Annotated in this window: 16 protein-coding genes; 10 read left to right on the forward strand and 6 right to left on the reverse strand. The window is 68.7% G+C overall.

All coding sequences use genetic code 11. From position 1 onward, the window contains the following. Positions 1-20: 20 nt before the first annotated feature. Positions 21-956 (reverse strand): ABC transporter substrate-binding protein, encoded by a 936-nt coding sequence (locus A3CE_RS0122630; protein WP_020642397.1) that lies wholly within the window; start codon positions 954-956, stop codon positions 21-23. A gap of 138 nt (positions 957-1,094) precedes the next feature. On the opposite strand from A3CE_RS0122630, the gene A3CE_RS0122635 reads away from it, so the two are divergent. Genes A3CE_RS0122635 through A3CE_RS0122645 form a run of 3 tightly spaced genes read left to right on the forward strand, consistent with a single transcriptional unit; the run spans position 1,095 to position 4,547 of the window. After that, positions 1,095-2,750, forward strand: coding sequence for a circularly permuted type 2 ATP-grasp protein (locus tag A3CE_RS0122635; RefSeq protein WP_026468757.1), 1,656 nt, complete (start codon positions 1,095-1,097; stop codon positions 2,748-2,750). Positions 2,751-2,760: 10 nt separating this feature from the next. Beyond that, on the forward strand, positions 2,761-3,708 hold the full coding sequence (locus A3CE_RS0122640; protein WP_020642399.1) for an alpha-E domain-containing protein: 948 nt from the start codon (positions 2,761-2,763) through the stop codon (positions 3,706-3,708). Beyond that, positions 3,705-4,547 carry a transglutaminase family protein gene (locus A3CE_RS0122645; RefSeq protein ID WP_020642400.1) on the forward strand — a complete coding sequence of 281 codons (843 nt, stop codon included), beginning with the start codon at positions 3,705-3,707 and terminating at the stop codon, positions 4,545-4,547. The genes A3CE_RS0122640 and A3CE_RS0122645 overlap by 4 nt, the downstream gene beginning before the upstream one ends. A 7-nt stretch (positions 4,548-4,554) precedes the next feature. On the opposite strand, the gene A3CE_RS0122650 is transcribed toward A3CE_RS0122645, so the two are convergent. From A3CE_RS0122650 to A3CE_RS0122660, 3 genes are all read right to left on the reverse strand, one after another. Beyond that, positions 4,555-4,890: a hypothetical protein gene (locus tag A3CE_RS0122650; protein ID WP_020642401.1), complete on the reverse strand. Its 336-nt coding sequence runs from the start codon at positions 4,888-4,890 to the stop codon at positions 4,555-4,557. After that, entirely contained in the window at positions 4,890-5,021 is a 132-nt protein-coding gene (locus A3CE_RS59335; protein ID WP_260473755.1) for a hypothetical protein, read from the reverse strand. The genes A3CE_RS0122650 and A3CE_RS59335 overlap by 1 nt, the downstream gene beginning before the upstream one ends. 138 nt (positions 5,022-5,159) lie before the next feature. Then, positions 5,160-6,197, reverse strand: coding sequence for a saccharopine dehydrogenase family protein (locus tag A3CE_RS0122660; protein ID WP_020642403.1), 1,038 nt, complete (start codon positions 6,195-6,197; stop codon positions 5,160-5,162). Positions 6,198-6,279: 82 nt separating this feature from the next. Here A3CE_RS0122660 and A3CE_RS0122665 point away from each other — a divergent pair, with 82 nt between their 5' ends. Next, positions 6,280-6,840, forward strand: a complete 561-nt coding sequence (locus A3CE_RS0122665) for a TetR/AcrR family transcriptional regulator (protein WP_020642404.1) — start codon at positions 6,280-6,282, stop codon at positions 6,838-6,840. Here A3CE_RS0122665 and A3CE_RS0122670 read toward each other — a convergent pair. After that, positions 6,837-8,255, reverse strand: coding sequence for a M20/M25/M40 family metallo-hydrolase (locus A3CE_RS0122670; RefSeq protein WP_020642405.1), 1,419 nt, complete (start codon positions 8,253-8,255; stop codon positions 6,837-6,839). The genes A3CE_RS0122665 and A3CE_RS0122670 overlap by 4 nt on opposite strands. A 370-nt stretch (positions 8,256-8,625) precedes the next feature. Between A3CE_RS0122670 and pdhA the strand changes: the two genes are divergently transcribed. The 5 genes from pdhA to A3CE_RS0122695 all read left to right on the forward strand — a co-directional run bounded on the left by pdhA (position 8,626) and on the right by A3CE_RS0122695 (position 14,249). Continuing rightward, positions 8,626-9,831: a pyruvate dehydrogenase (acetyl-transferring) E1 component subunit alpha gene (pdhA, locus tag A3CE_RS0122675; RefSeq protein WP_020642406.1), complete on the forward strand. Its 1,206-nt coding sequence runs from the start codon at positions 8,626-8,628 to the stop codon at positions 9,829-9,831. Further along, positions 9,831-10,823, forward strand: a complete 993-nt coding sequence (locus A3CE_RS0122680; protein ID WP_020642407.1) for an alpha-ketoacid dehydrogenase subunit beta — start codon at positions 9,831-9,833, stop codon at positions 10,821-10,823. The genes pdhA and A3CE_RS0122680 overlap by 1 nt, the downstream gene beginning before the upstream one ends. Before the next feature lie 16 nt (positions 10,824-10,839). Next, positions 10,840-12,141, forward strand: a complete 1,302-nt coding sequence (locus A3CE_RS0122685) for a dihydrolipoamide acetyltransferase family protein (RefSeq protein ID WP_020642408.1) — start codon at positions 10,840-10,842, stop codon at positions 12,139-12,141. A 236-nt stretch (positions 12,142-12,377) separates the two neighbouring features. After that, on the forward strand, positions 12,378-13,952 hold the full coding sequence (locus tag A3CE_RS0122690) for a hypothetical protein (RefSeq protein WP_020642409.1): 1,575 nt from the start codon (positions 12,378-12,380) through the stop codon (positions 13,950-13,952). A gap of 21 nt (positions 13,953-13,973) precedes the next feature. Then, on the forward strand, positions 13,974-14,249 hold the full coding sequence (locus tag A3CE_RS0122695; protein ID WP_020642410.1) for a hypothetical protein: 276 nt from the start codon (positions 13,974-13,976) through the stop codon (positions 14,247-14,249). Between the two features lie 44 nt (positions 14,250-14,293). Here the strand turns inward: A3CE_RS0122695 and A3CE_RS0122700 are convergent, their stop codons facing one another. Further along, positions 14,294-14,587 carry a DUF6191 domain-containing protein gene (locus A3CE_RS0122700; RefSeq protein ID WP_020642411.1) on the reverse strand — a complete coding sequence of 98 codons (294 nt, stop codon included), beginning with the start codon at positions 14,585-14,587 and terminating at the stop codon, positions 14,294-14,296. Between the two features lie 95 nt (positions 14,588-14,682). Between A3CE_RS0122700 and A3CE_RS0122705 the strand changes: the two genes are divergently transcribed. Further along, positions 14,683-15,273 (forward strand): TetR/AcrR family transcriptional regulator, encoded by a 591-nt coding sequence (locus A3CE_RS0122705; RefSeq protein ID WP_020642412.1) that lies wholly within the window; start codon positions 14,683-14,685, stop codon positions 15,271-15,273. Positions 15,274-15,279 lie beyond the last annotated feature (6 nt).

A 15,279-nucleotide genomic window follows, 5' to 3' on the forward strand; every position in this document is an offset into this window, starting at 1 on the left:
TACGTCCTAACTCGACAGACTCAGGAGGCCGGGTTGATCTCCGACTTGGTGACCGCGCCCGTCGCGTTGAGACCCCACTTGTCCAGGATCTTCTTGTACGCGCCGCTGTCGATCAGCTTCTGGATCGCGCCCTGGACGGCCTTGCCGAAGTCGCCGCTGTTCTTCGGCAACACGATGCCGTACGGCGCCGTGTCGTACGGCGCGCCGACCGACTCGAGCTGGCCGTTGGTCTGCTTGACCGCGTAGTCGATGACCGGGGAGTCGGCCAGCTCGCCCTGCACGCGCTTGGCGGTGAGAGCCAGGTTGACGTCGGTCTGGGCCTGCAGCTGCGTGACCTCGATGGCGGGCTTGCCCGCGCCGGTGCAGGCGGCGTTCTTCTTGTCGAGGTCCTCGACCTGGGTGGTGCCCTTCTGCACCGCGACCTTCTTGCCGCACAGGTCGTCGGCCTTCAGGCCGTCGGGGTTGCCCTTCAGCACGGCCAGCGAGGTACCCGCGCTGTAGTAGGAGATCATGTCGACCGACTGCAGCCGCTCGGCGTTGATGCTGAACGACGACATCGCCAGCTCGTACTTCTTGGCGCCGATGCCGGGGATGATGCCGTCGAAGGCGGCGTTCTGGAAGTCCATCTGCACGCCGAGCACCTGGCCGATGGCGGTGCCGAGGTCGACGTCGAAGCCGGCGGCCTTGCCGCCGTCGACGAACTCGTTCGGCGGGTAGCTCTGGTCCTGGCCGACCACGATCTTGCCGTCGGACTTGATGTCGGCGGGCACCATGGCGGCCAGCGCGTCGTCCTTCGCGACCGTACCGACGTCACCCGAACCGGCACCCGGCGCGGCCGAGTTGCTGGCACTGACGTTGCCCGCGCCGCTGCCTCCCGCTCCGCACGCCACGGTCAAGCCGACCAGGGCGAACGCAGGCAGCAGGGCGATCGCCTTGAGCTGGGTTCCTCGGGGCACGTCGTCACTCCTCGTAGTTCTCAGGTTCTGAGAGCACGCATATTGCCACTCATCCATACCAAAGCACAGCACCGTGAAGTTACAGCGATGTTTAGAGCGGCGCGCGAGTGTCGCGTCCGGGCCGCACGGTGAGCAAGGATGTCGTTCATGAACGCCATCCCGCCGCGGCTGCCCCCGTCCGGTCGACGCGCGCGGAAGGCGACGACCAGCCGGATCACCCGTCCGGGTGCCCGGTTCGACGGGTACCTCTCCCCGGAACGGCCGCACGCCGGGGCCTACGACGAGATGTTCGCCGCCGACGGCACCGTCCGCGGCCCGTACCGCGCGCTGTACGACTCGATCGCGGCCCTCGACGCGCACGACCTGAACTCCCGGGCGCTCGCGCTCGACCGGGCGATGGTCGACCAGGGCATCACGTTCTCCTTGTCCGGGCAGGAGCGGCCGTTCCCGCTGGACCTGGTGCCGAGGGTGATCCAGGCCGCCGAGTGGGCCAAGATCGAGCGCGGCGTTGCCCAGCGCGTGCGCGCGCTGGAGGCGTTCCTCGCCGACATCTACGGCGACCGGCAGATCCTGCGCGAAGGCGTGCTGCCGCGGCGGCTGATCACCTCGTGCGAGCACTTCCAGCGCGAGGCGTTCGGCATCAACCCGCCCAACGGCGTGCGCATCCACGTGTCCGGTGTGGACCTGGTGCGGGACGAAGAGGGCACGTTCCGGGTGCTGGAGGACAATCTCCGCAACCCGTCCGGGGTGTCGTACGTGATGGAGAACCGGCGCACGATGGCCCGGGTCTTCCCGGACCTGTTCGCCCAGCACCGCGTGCGCCCGGTCGGTGACTACGCGTCGCACCTGCTGCGGGCGCTGCGCGCGGCGTCGGCCGCGAACGTCGCCGACCCGACGGTCGTCGTGCTCACGCCGGGAATCCACAACTCGGCGTACTTCGAGCATTCGCTGCTGGCGCGGCTGATGGGGGTCGAGCTGGTCGAAGGCCGCGACATGTTCTGCCGCGACAACGTCGTCTACCTGCGGACCACCGAGGGCGAGCGCCAGGTCGACGTCATCTACCGGCGGGTCGACGACGAGTTCCTCGATCCCGTGCACTACCGGCCGGACTCGGTCCTCGGCATCGCGGGCGTGCTCAACGCGGCGCGCGCGGGCAACGTCGTCGTCGCGAACGCCATCGGCAACGGCGTCGGGGACGACAAGCTCGTCTACACCTACGTGCCGGAGATGGTGAAGTACTACCTGAACGAGAAGCCGCTGCTGCCCAACGTGGACACCTTCCGGTGCTGGCTGCCGGACGAGTTCGACCACGTCATGGCGCACCTCGACGAACTGGTCGTGAAGCCGGTCGAAGGCTCCGGCGGCTACGGGATCGTGTTCGGGCCGGAGGCGACGAAGAAGGAACTGGACACGCTCCGGCGCAAGGTGCGCGCGCACCGGCGCGGCTGGATCGCGCAGCCGGTGGTCCAGCTCTCGACCGTGCCGGCCAAGGTGGAGGACCGGCTCGCGCCGCGGCACGTCGACCTGCGGCCGTTCGCCGTCAACGACGGCAAGGACATCTTCGTGCTGCCCGGCGGGCTGACCCGGGTGGCGCTGCCGGAGGGCAGCCTGGTCGTCAACTCCTCGCAGGGCGGCGGTTCGAAGGACACGTGGGTGCTGGCGTCCCGCGCGTCGACGGCCGAACGCGAACTCGAGCGGCCCGCACTCGGCGCGATGTCCGCTGTGGACGGATTGGCCGCCGAGCAGGGGCCGGAGCTGACCTCGTCGCAGCAACAGCAGCAACAGCAGAGTTAGGGAGGTTCGAATGCTGGCACGCAACGCGGAGTCGCTGTACTGGATCGGCCGGTACGTCGAACGCGCCGACGACACCTCCCGCATCCTCAACGTCTCGGTCCACCAGCTCCTGGAAGACGCGACCGTCGACTCGGACCACGCGAGCCGCCAGCTCCTGGCCGTCCTGGGCATCGACCCGGAGGGCGCGGAATCCCTGGACGTGTGGAAGCTGACCGAGCTGGTGGCGTACGCGAAGGACAACCCCGCGTCGATCGTCGGCTCGATCAACTCGGCGCGGGAGAACACGCGCGGCGCCCGCGAAGTCGTCTCGACCGAGCTGTGGGAATGCCTGAACGCGACCTGGAACGCGGTGCCCGACCGGCAGCGCTACGCCCGGCGCGCCGGGCCGCACGCGTTCCTGTCGTTCATCGAGGAGCGCGCGGCGATGTTCGCCGGGCTCGCCGACTCGACGATGAGCCGGGACGACGGCTGGCTGTTCATGGTGCTCGGCCGCTCGATCGAACGCGCCGACATGGTGGTGCGGCTGCTGCTGTCCCGGGTCGCGGACCGCGCGTCGTCGCCGGGCTGGATCACGGTGCTGCGCTCGGCCGGCGCGCAGGACACCTACCTGCGCACGTACCGGGGTGCCCTGGACGCCGGCCGCGTCGTCCAGTTCCTGTTGCGGGACAGGCTGTTCCCGCGTTCGGTGTTCCACGCGCTGCTGCAGGCCGAGGAGTGCCTGCAGCGGCTCGACCCGGGCGGCGGCGCGCGCACCAACGAGCAGACCGAGGCCCTGCGCGAACTCGGCCGGGCCCGCAGCGAGCTGGAGTTCCTCCGCCCGTCGGAGCTGCTCACCGACCTGCCGCGGCGGCTCGCGGCGTTGCAGACGTCGATCAGGGAAATCGGGGAATCCGTGTCGTTGCAGTACTTCAGCACGTCGCCGTGGGTGGCGTGGAGCGGTGCGGAGGTTTCGCTGTGACGTGGCAGCTGCGGGTGGCGCACCGGACGGGGTACCGGTACGCGACACCGGCGACGCAGTCGTACAACGAAGCCCGGCTGACCCCGCGCTCGGACCGCCGCCAGACGACGGTGGCGACCCGCATCGAGACGGCCCCGGCGACCCGCGCCTACCGGTACACGGACTACTGGGGCACGGTCGTGACGTCGTTCGACCTCCACGCGCCGCACACGGAGTTCACCGTTCTGGCGACGTCGGTGGTCGAGACGGCGGACGAGGCCGAACCGATCCGCGCGGCGACGTGGAAGGACCTGCGTTCCGACACGGTCGTCGACCACCGCACGGAGTACCTGACCCCGACGGACTACACGCCGCGAGACGTCACCTTGGCGCGCGAGGCCCGTTCGCTGCGGACGGGCCTCGACCCGGCGGACGCGGTGCTCGCGGTGTGCGAATGGGTGAACAAGCAGCTCAAGTACCAGCCGGGCACCACCGGCGTCCACTCGACGGCGACCGACGCCTGGCAGGCGCGCGAGGGCGTCTGCCAGGACTTCGCGCACGTCACGCTGGTGATGCTGCGCGCGATCGGCGTCCCGGCGCGGTACGTGTCGGGCTATCTGCACACGAAACCGGACGCGAAGCTCGGCGAGGTGGTCGAGGGCGAGTCGCACGCGTGGGTCGACGTCTGGACGGGCGGGTGGTGGGCGTACGACCCGACGAACGCGATCCCGGTCGGACCACGGCACGTGTGGGTGGCGATGGGCCGGGACTACGCGGACGTGGCGCCGCTGAAGGGCATCTTCACCGGCGGCGGTCAGTCCACTTTGGACGTCTCGGTCCACCTGACCCGGCTGGCCTGAGCCGGCCTCAGCTCGCGTGCGGGACACCGGTCCGTTCGTCGAGCAGGGCCCGGAGGTGGTCGATCGTCGCGCGGACGTCGTTCTCCCACTGCCGGGCGCCTTCGTCACCGGCGCGAGCCGCGTCGAGCTGAGCGAGCACCCAGGCCCGGATCAAGGCGGTGGGCTGAACGCCGCGTTCGGTGGCGAGCCGCCGCAGTTCTTCGATGCGATCGACCGGGATCCGGACGCTGTAGACCGCGGTCGGGCTCTTCGACGGCTCGCGGTGCGGCGTCCAGTCGACTTCGGCGTCCGGATCGGCCCCGGCGGCCTCGGCAATGCGGTCGCGAAGTTCCTTGTCCGTCATCACGGCACCTCCCACAGTCCTCGGTACACCTGCCGCACTCGCTTGTCGGCCGGCCAAGCCGTGGCCACGAGCCACGCTCCCTCCGGCGGGTGCCGGTCCGGCAGCAGGACCACCACCAGCAATCGGCCCATTCCGGGCGAGTGACCGACCAGCCGGATCGACTCGCCGGTCCGCGAAGAGGGATCCCGTCGTAGAGTTCGCCTTCCACTCAACCAACGTATTACAGCGTAATACGAGTACCCGATCGGGGCAATACCGAGCATCGGCCGTCACAGCAGGAAGGTGCCACCCGCGGCTTCGGCGACGTCCGGTCCGAGCGCCGACGCCGGTGTGTGCGCGCCTGGCTTGCCCTCGCCGCGCGCCAGCCGGGCCGCGACCTCGGCCACGACCGCCGTCGTGAAGTCCATTCCCTCGCCGGCGCGGAGCCAGCCTTCGCGCGTCGTGCCGTCGGGCCAGGTCACGACGGCGTGGCCCCACGAGTGTGCGCGGGGTCGCGGGGCCGCCTTCGCCTGAACCCCGGCGAGCCGCCGGACCGCGAACCGGCGGAGGGCCGGGACGGACAGGACCTTGCCAAGCAGCGGCAGCACCGCCCGGACCGCGGCCGAGGTGGGTGCGAGACCGGACGTCAGCGTGACCGACGGCGCGCCGCTCACCCGCTGAGCCGCCACCAGCTCGCCCGAGGGCACGCTCGCCGACTTCGCCGTCTCGCCGTCCGGGAACGCGAGCGTCTGCGCGTTCGCGCCGAGCCGCGAAGGGACCAAGCGGCCGTCCCGGTACTCTCGGCCGCCGGTGGTCAGTGCGTCAACGATGCTGGCCGCCAGCGCGACTCCCAAAGTCCCCGCTTCGATGGCGACCGACGCCACCGCGTCGACGCGTACCGCGCTCGGCGTCGCGCGCCCGTCGCAGAGCTTCGCGACGACGGACTCGGTCGCCAGGACGCCGAAGCCGGCCCCGGTCACGAAGGTGCCGCCGCCGGCGAGGGCCTCTTCGTGCAGGTCCAGCAGCCGTGGGACGGCGACGAGGTCCGCGGCCAAGTCGACGTAGTGGCCGCCGGGCAGGCAGGCCCGCGCGATCGTCGCGGCCGTGGCGGCGTACTCGCCGATGGTGTTGACCACGACCGACGGCCGCTGCTGCCGGATCTCCGCCGCGATGGCCTCGACGCCGTCGGCGACGACGAACTTCGAACCGGTAGCCGCCAGGCGTTCCCGGTTGCGCCCGACCAGTACGACCGGCAACCCCTTCGCCACCAGCCCGGCGGTGATGCCGCGGCCGGTGCGGCCCAAGGCTCCGAGTACCCAGATCTCCATGTCGACCTCCTAGTGATGTCTCAGTGTGTCGTCACTGACGCTAGCATGTGATGGCACACTGAGTCATCAGTTAGGCTGAGCCGTGGCCAGATGGGATCCCGGGACCGCGGACCGGCTGCGGAAAGCCGCGCTGGAGCTGTACGCCGAGCACGGCTACGACGCCGTCACGATCACGCAGATCGCCGAGCGCGCCGGGATCACGCGCCGCTCGTACTTCCGTTACTTCCCCGACAAGCGCGAAGTCCTCTTCGCCGGCGCGGAGCAGCTACCGCCCGCGGTCGCCGAAGCCGTCCTCGCCGCCGAAGAAGGTGAGTCGCCCTTGCGCACGGTCCTCGCCGCGCTGGCCGACGTCGGTACGCGGATCACGCAGGTCGTCGACCCGTCGCCCGAGCGCCGGGCGATCATCGCGGCCACGCCCGAGCTTCGCGAACGCGAGCGAAGCAAAGCGGCCGCGATCACCACCGCGATCCGGGAGGCGCTCGAACAGCGGGGAACACGTCCCGAGCTGGCGAAACCGGCGGCGCAGGTCGCGACGATCGTCTTCGGCGACGCGTTCGACCGGTGGATCGACGCGGCCGGGAAGCGGGACTTCCCGGCGTGCCTGGAGACGGCCGCCGCGACCTTGCGCGAAGCCTGTCGCTAGCCGCGGGCGTGGGCGTCCAGGATGTGCGCGACGGCCTCGGTGACCTGCTGCGCGTAGTCCAGGTGCAGCCACTCGTCCGGCACGTGGATGTTCGAGTCGGCCCCGCACGCGCCGGTGACCAGGAACTGCGCGGCCGGGTACTTCCGCGAGAGCAGGCCCATGAACGGGATCGACCCGCCCATGCCGGTCGCGCGGTGGGGGCGGCCGAAGACCTCGTCGCTGACCGTGCGCAGGGCCGTCGTCAGCCACGGCGCCTCGGTCGGCGCGTTCCAGCCGTTCTCCGCCTGGGGCGAGCCGATCGTCACCTTCGCGCCGTACGGGACGTCGGTGGTCAGGACGCGCTTCACGGCTTCGAGCGCCTTCTCGGCGTCGGCCGTCGGCGGGAGACGGAAGCTCAGCGTCAACGTCGTGCTCTCGCGCAGGACGTTGCCGGCGTCGGCGGGCTTCGGGAAGCCGTCGGCGCCGATCACCGACAGCGTCGGGCGCCACGCGTTGTTGAGCATCAGCTCCAGCGCGTCCTCGGTGATCACGCGCCCGCCTTCGACCAGCGGGAACGCCTTCGACATCGCCTCCGGGAAGTCCTGCGAGACGGCCTTGAGCTCCGCGAGCCGGTCCGCCGGGACGTCGGCCTTGAGCTCGGCCGGCAGCAATTCCCCGGTCGCGCTGTCCTCGAGGCGTTCGATCAGGTGCCGCAGGATCCGGAACGAGCTCGCGACGGCGCCGGACGCGACGCCGGAGTGCTGCGCCGAGGCGAGCAGCTGCACCGTGACGTCGAGGTGCAGCATCCCGCGCAGGCTCGTGACCAGCCACAACCGCTCGTAGTCGCTGCCGCCGGCGTCGAGGCAGACCACCAGCGAGACCTCGCCGATGCGGTCGGCCAGGTGCTCGACGTAGGCGGGCAGGTCGGGGCTGCCGGACTCCTCGCCGGTCTCCAGCAGCACGACGATGCGGGCGTGCTCACCGCCGGCCGCGTGCACGGCCTCGATCGCCGTCGTCGCCGCGTAGCCGGAGTAGCCGTCGTCGACGGACCCGCGGCCGTACAGCCGGCCGTCGCGGAGCACCGGGGTCCACGGGCCGAGGCCTTCGGACCAGCCGCCGACCGGCGGCTGCTTGTCGAGGTGGCCGTACATCAGGACGGTGCCCTTGTCCGCCGCGCCCGGGGTCGCCGGGACGTCGACGAGCAACAGGGGGGTCCGGTCTTCGAGCTGCACGACCTCCAGCGTCGCGCCGGGCAGGTCACGCCCGGCGATCCACTCGCGGACGTGGTCGACGGCGGCGGCGAGGTGGCCACTCTGCGCCCAGCCGGCGTCGAAAGCCGGGGACAAAGCGGGGATGGCCACCAGCCCGGACAGGCTCGGGGTGACGTCGTTGATCCAGGCGGACACGACGGATTCACGGACGGATTTCTGCTCCACGTGGCCATCGTGCCACGCACGCCCCTGCGTGCGGCACGTCACAATGGCACCCCCGGATCGGATGACCGGGCGTCCGCACGTTCGGGTGCCCGTGCGACCACGCCTGGTGAGCACGCGGTCCGGCACCCTACTCTCGTAGGTCCGATGCTAGGGCTTCCTAACGTTTTCCCTGTTCAGGGCCCCTTTCTCAGCAACAAATCAGCATCCGTCACTCACCAAAACGGGGACCTTCGTGCCAGGATGTCGGCGAGAACCGTCAACGCCGACGGTGACCGAGCGCTTCGGACCCGATGCGCTGGTCCCCGCCGGTGCAGTCGCTGTGGTCGCCACAAGCGGCCGCCAGAGGCACCGACACCAAGGAGTACAGCGCATGCCGTCCGAACAGTGGACGCACCCGGAGCCTGGAGACGGCCCGGCCGCGGTCGCGGCCCAGCCCTCCCCCGAACAGGTGATCGCCGGTTTGCGAGCAACCAGCGAAGGTGGCGCTGAGCTGACTCAGCTGCTCACCCCCGAAGGCGAACGGGTGCCCTCGCCCCAGTTCGACAAGTACGTCGAGGACGTCGACGCCGAAGCGCTGCGCGGCCTTTACCGCGACATGGTGCTCGTGCGACGGGCCGACCGCGAAGCGAACGCCATGCAGCGCCAGGGCCAGCTCGGCATCTGGGTCCCGCTGCTCGGCCAGGAGGCCGCGCAGGTCGGCTCCGGCCGCGCGCTGAAGCCGAACGACATGGCGTTCCCCAGCTACCGCGAGCACGGCGTCGCGTACGCGCGCGGGGTCGACATGAAGGACCTGCTGGGCATCTTCCGGTGCACCGACCACAGCGGCTGGGATTACAAAGCCCACGGCTTCCACCCGTACTGCATCGTGATCGGCAACCAGGTGCTCAACGCCGCCGGCTACGCGATGGGGCAGAAGTTCGAAGGCAAGGTCGGTGACGACGACGGCGAAGCCACGATCTGCTACTTCGGCGACGGCGCCACTTCGCAGGGTGACGTCCACGAAGGATTCGTCTGGGCCGCCGTCTACGACGCGCCGCTCGTCTTCTTCTGCCAGAACAACCAGTGGGCCATCTCGGAGCCGACCGAGCGCCAGTCGCGCCTGCCGCTCTACCAGCGCGCCCGCGGCTACGGCTTCCCCGGCATCCGCGTCGACGGCAACGACGTCCTCGCCTGCCTGGCGGTTTCGCGCTGGGCGCTCGACGAGTGCCGCCACGGCAACGGCCCGGTGCTGATCGAGGCGTTCACCTACCGGATGGACGCGCACACGACGACCGACGACCCGTCCCGCTACCGGCTCTCCGACGAGCTGGAAGAGTGGAAGCTCAAGGACCCGATCGAGCGCGTCCGCGCGTTCCTGGCCCGCGGCGGCTACGCCGACCAGGCGTTCTTCGACAGCGTCCAGGCCGACGCCGACGCGTTCGCCGCCGACCTGCGCGAGTACACGTTCAACATGCCGGAACCGCCGCCGGAGAGGATCTTCAGCAACGTCTACGCCGAGGGCAACCCGGTGCTGGACGCGCAGCGCGAAGAGTTCCTGTCCTACCTCGACGGCTTCGTATCGGCGGGTGAGCACTGATGAGCGACATCCAGAAACTCACCATCGGCAAGGCGCTCAACCTCGGCCTGCGCCGCGCGATGGAAGAAGACCCCAAGGTCCTGATCATGGGCGAGGACGTCGGCAAGCTCGGCGGCGTCTTCCGGATCACCGACGGCCTGCAGAAGGACTTCGGCGAGCAGCGCGTGCTGGACACGCCGCTCGCCGAGTCGGGCATCATCGGCACCGCGGTCGGCCTGGCCGTGCGCGGCTTCCGGCCGGTGTGCGAGATCCAGTTCGAGGGCTTCATCTTCCCCGGCTTCGACCAGATCTCCTCGCAGCTGGCGAAGCTGCACTACCGGACGCAGGGCAAGATCAAGATGCCCGTCGTGATCCGGGTGCCGTTCGGCGGCGGGATCGGCGCGGTCGAGCACCACTCGGAGTCGCCGGAGTCGCTGTTCGCGCACATCCCGGGGCTCAAGGTCGTGTCCATTTCGAACGCCGTCGACGCCTACTGGGGCATCCAGCAGGCGATCAAGTCGGACGACCCGATCCTGTTCTTCGAACCGAAGCGGCTGTACCACTCGGGCGCGCTGCGCGCGGAGATCGACACGGACGGCACGCCGTCGAAGATCTTCTCCTCGCAGATCGTGCGCGAAGGCACGACGGCGACGGTCGTCGCGTACGGCCCGTCGGTGAAGGTCGCCGTCGACGCGGCCGCCGCGGCCGAGGACGAAGGCAAATCCCTCGAGGTCATCGACCTGCGCACACTCTCGCCGCTGGACCTGGGTCCGGTGTTCGAGTCGGTGCGCAAGACCGGCCGGCTGATCGCGCTGTCGGAGGCGCCGTCGGAGTCGTCGCTGACGTCGGAGATCGCCGCGCGCGTCCAGCAGGAGTGCTTCTACTCGCTGGAAGCGCCCGTCCTCCGGGTGACCGGGTTCGACACGCCGTACCCGCCGGCCAAGCTCGAGGAGCACTACCTCCCCGACCTCGACCGGGTGCTGCACGCCGTCGACCGCTCGCTCGCCTGGTAAGGGGGATCTCCGCGCAATGCCTACGTACAAACAGTTCCCCCTGGCCGACACGGCCGAGGGGCTGACCGAAGCCGACATCCTGAACTGGCACGTGAAGCCGGGCGACACCGTGACGGTCAACCAGATCGTGGTCGAGATCGAGACCGCGAAGGCCGCCGTCGAGCTGCCGATCCCGTGGGCCGGGATAGTCACCGAGCTGCACGTCGAGCCGGGCCAGACGGTGGAGGTCGGCACGCCGATCCTCACCATCGACGTCGACCCGGGTGGCGCCACGGCGCCTGCACCGGCCGCGGCTGCTCCTGCTGCTGCGCCTGTCGAAGAAGAAGAGATGAAGCCGCTGGTCGGCTACGGCTCCAAGGCCGTCGTCACGCATCGGCGCGCCCGCAAGGGTTCGGAACCCGCTCCGGTAGCCGCTGTCGCCGCTCCTCCGGCGCCTGCTCCGGTTGCTCCTCGCGGCGGGTACGTCCCGCTGGCGAAGCCACCGGTACGAAAGCTCGCGAAAGACCTCGGCGTCGACCTGCACGCGCTGACCGGCAGCGCCGAGGGTGGCGTCATCACCCGCGACGACGTCGAGCGTGCCGCCAACGGAACTCCGGTCGCGGCCATCGTGGCTGGTGGAGCACGCGAGCGACGCGTGCCGATCAAGGGCGTCCGGAAGATGACCGCGGCCGCGATGGTGCAGAGCGCGTTCACCGCTCCGCACGTCACGGAGTTCCTGACCATCGACGTCACGCCGATGATGGAGTTCCGCGAGAAGCTGAAGAAGTCGCGGGAGTTCGCCGGGGTCAAGGTCACGCCGCTGACGTTCGCCGCGAAGGCCGTGTGCCTGGCGGCGAAGCGCACCCCGGACGTCAACGCGGTCTGGGACGAGCAGACGCAGGAGATCGTCTACAAGGACTACGTGCACCTCGGCATCGCGGCGGCGACACCGCGCGGCCTGATCGTGCCCAAGGTCCGCGACGCCGACTCGATGTCGCTCAAGGAGCTGGCGCAGGCGCTGACGGCCCTGACCGACACGGCCCGCGAGGGCAAGACGTCGCCGGCGGACATGGCGAACGGCACGATCACGATCACCAACGTGGGCGTGTTCGGCGTAGACACCGGAACGCCGATCATCAACCCGGGCGAGTCGGCGATCCTGTGCCTCGGCGCGATCAAGGACCAGCCGTGGGTCGTGGACGGCGAGATCAAGGTCCGCAAGGTGCTCCAGCTGTCGCTGAGCTTCGACCACCGCGTGGTCGACGGCCAGCAGGGCTCGGAGTTCCTGGCCGACGTCGGCGCCTTGCTGGCCGACCCGGCCATGGCCATGACGTACTGACACACTGGCCAAAGGGCGCTTTCGGCATCTTCGGATAACGGAAGCGCCCTTTGTCACGCTCCAGACTCTTTTGCGCTCGCATCTGAGCCACGAGTCGAGGTCCGAATGATAACGATGCGTTATACCCTGACCGTTCATGCAGCAATGCCGATAAGAGGTCACTCAACGTAACAAGGGCTTCCGCTCTCGCGACAGTTCCAAACAAAGTTGATAGTTCGCAGCGAGAGGTTGCCCCCATGAGCTTGGAACTGAACGTCGACAACCTGCTCGAGAGCAATCCTCCCGACAAAGAACAGGTCAAGCTTATCGCCAAGGCCTACTCCACCGCCCTGGCAATCTCCATGATCAATGGCGAAGACCGGCCCTTTGCCCGAGTTTCCGAGAACGTGGAAGTCGATCACGGCGAGTGTCGAAGACAGTTGATGATCGACTGGCATCTGCCCACACTCACTCAAGCCCTGCCCCGCAACGACCTGATGAGCAACGCGAAGTTCATCGACGCATTCAACGAGATGAATCCGGTGCTCGTCGTTCCAATCTTCATCGTCCGAAAAGGGCGCTTGATGAACAATTTCTGCGTCGAAGACCCATCCGGCGGCAAACTGTACCTGTGCGGCACCGACGAGTGGCAAGAGCGCAGCCGGCTCATGCTTCGCTTCTTCTGGGGATTGGTCGACCTCGTCCCGGTGGAGAAGGGTTCTTACACCGAAGGCAGGCTGGCCGAGCTCAAGCGGCGATACCTGGAGCTCCCGACCATGGACACGGATGCCGCGACCGCACGGGTCGAGGAGGTCTTCGGCGAACTTGGCACCATCGGCGTTCCGTTCTACCCGGGCGTACTGGGGCGGCTGAGGTACGTCGGCAACTACGTAGCGAAGCGACACCTGATCTGGCTGCACCTGACCAGCCGGCCCGGGCAGGCCGCGCGGCTCAGCGTCTCGTACCGGACAAGGTTCTCGGCGGACTACCTGCCGAAACCCAGAAACGGTCACCGTCAACCGCGAAGCTTTTACCGCAGAGCTGACGAGTGGGTCCGACGAGCCGTCGGACAGGAACCCTATGAATTCAGGATTCCCCTCGCAATGCACAGTGTGTGCACGAGCTATCACTTCACCCAGACCGCGCCACCCGGAACCTTCTTCCTGGAACAGCGCTTCGCTCACGAGCGCACCTTGACAATGCCGAAGGATCAACAGATCGATACGTTCGACGCGGCGATTCGCAAGCTCGACAACGTGCACGTCCAAGGCAAGAACGAAGCCGGCGGTCCCGTTGCTCACCTATACGTGCGCAACCTCCCCAGCACGGTGGGCGACCAGATCTACGCTTACACCCTGTTACGGGAGCGACCGCCGGGCACCACCGCACTGGTCATGTGGTTGACCTTGTTCGCCAGCATCTTCTTCTGGTTCTACTGGTTGATCTGGGACCGGCTCGTGATCGATGACACCAAGGGCATCGACGTGGCCGCGTTGTTCGTCGCACTCCCCGGCCTCGCCTCCATCTGGTTTTCCCGGGCGTTCAAGGACGACATCCGGCCTCGCATCCCTCTCGTAAGCCGAATCGGGTTGCTCGCTGTCGGAATGTCAGCGTTTTACTCACTGCTCGGCGTGGTCGTCCAACGTGGAGTCTGCAACCCGGCGGCCGCACCGTGTTCACCCATTCTCACCTCGATCTTTTCCCATCAGGTGCTGCTCGTGATCGCAGGGCTACTCACCGCGCTCACTGTATGGCTGATCGGGCGAAGGTTCCGCTTCCAAAAGAGTTATCGAGTACTCCAGAAGAACATCATCGAGCGCTACTCGCGCTAATATCTCGGAAAGGTGTCTACGGTGGCCGGAGAGAACATCATGGACTTCATGCGCCCCCAGGTCGACGAGATCCTGGACTTGGCCGTCAAGGCGGGCCCAGACACGTTCAGCGACGAAGCGCAACGCGTCCTGTCGAGTGACGACAACGGAGACAAGGCGATCTTCTCCGCCGCAGCTCGACAGCCGTTCATCGTCGCTTCCGACGCCGCGTCTGCCGCGCGACTACCCAATCTGGTGCCCGAGTCGTGGCGCCCACATTTCACCGAACTGCTGCTTCGCGCGGTCGAGGACGACTGACCGAACTGCCGACGGCAGAACGCCGCCTCGCGCCCGAGTCAGCCTCACTGCTGCCGGAAGACGATCTTCCCGGCGTCAAGGTCGACGTGAGTGCGCGGCGGGGCGCCGTCAGCCTGGTCGTCGACCAGCATCAGCTGCACCTGGCGCTGTTCGAGCTCGTGCTGCTTGGTGCCGCCGAGGATCGCCTCGACCTCTTCGGTCGCGACCGAACTCGCCATGCGGGAGCCGTCCCCGCGGCGGTGCCACGGCAGGAACCGACGGCCCCAGACCTCGAGCACCGCGAGCAGGAACAGCAGCACGACCAGCATCGGAAACGCCATCGCCCAGGCCACACCCATGAGCTCAACTTATACCCGCTTGACGGAGTGAGCACTCACTCCGCACACTGGATGTCATGACACCAGCATCCGAAACCCGGCGAAGAGCGCCGGGCATGAGCGTCGAGGCCCGGCGCGCCATGATCGTGCACGCGGTGCTGCCGCTCCTGATGGAGCACGGCGCCAACGTGACCACCAGCCAGATCGCCCGCGCCGCCGGCATCGGCGAGGGCACCATCTTCCGCGCCTTCAAGGACAAGGACGAGCTCTTCGACGCCTGCACCGCGGAAGCTCTCCGGCCCGACCACGTGCTCGACGCGATCTCCGACATCCCCCTGGACCAGCCCCTGGCCGACCGCCTCGTCGAGGCCGCCGACGCGCTCGGCGCGCACCTCGAGCGGATGGGCGCGCTGATGGGCGCCCTGCACGCGTCCGGCAGGCACAAGCTCCGCGACCCCGAACAGCGCCTCAAGGACCGGCGCGGCACATGGAAGGGCGGGCGCCGCGAGTCGATGACCGCCATGCGCGGGGCGACGGTCGAACTGTTCACGCCCGAGAAGGACCGGCTGCGGCTGCCGCCCGAGCAGCTCGCGTCGCTGTTCCTGGCCCTGTTGTTCGGCGGCCGCCCGATGGCGGCGGACGGCGACGCGCCCACCACGCGCCAGGTGGTCGACGTCTTCCTGCACGGCGCCGTGGAGGCTCCGTGATCCCGG

Origin of the sequence: Amycolatopsis balhimycina FH 1894, from assembly GCF_000384295.1 — a bacterium.
Classification (GTDB): domain Bacteria; phylum Actinomycetota; class Actinomycetes; order Mycobacteriales; family Pseudonocardiaceae; genus Amycolatopsis; species Amycolatopsis balhimycina.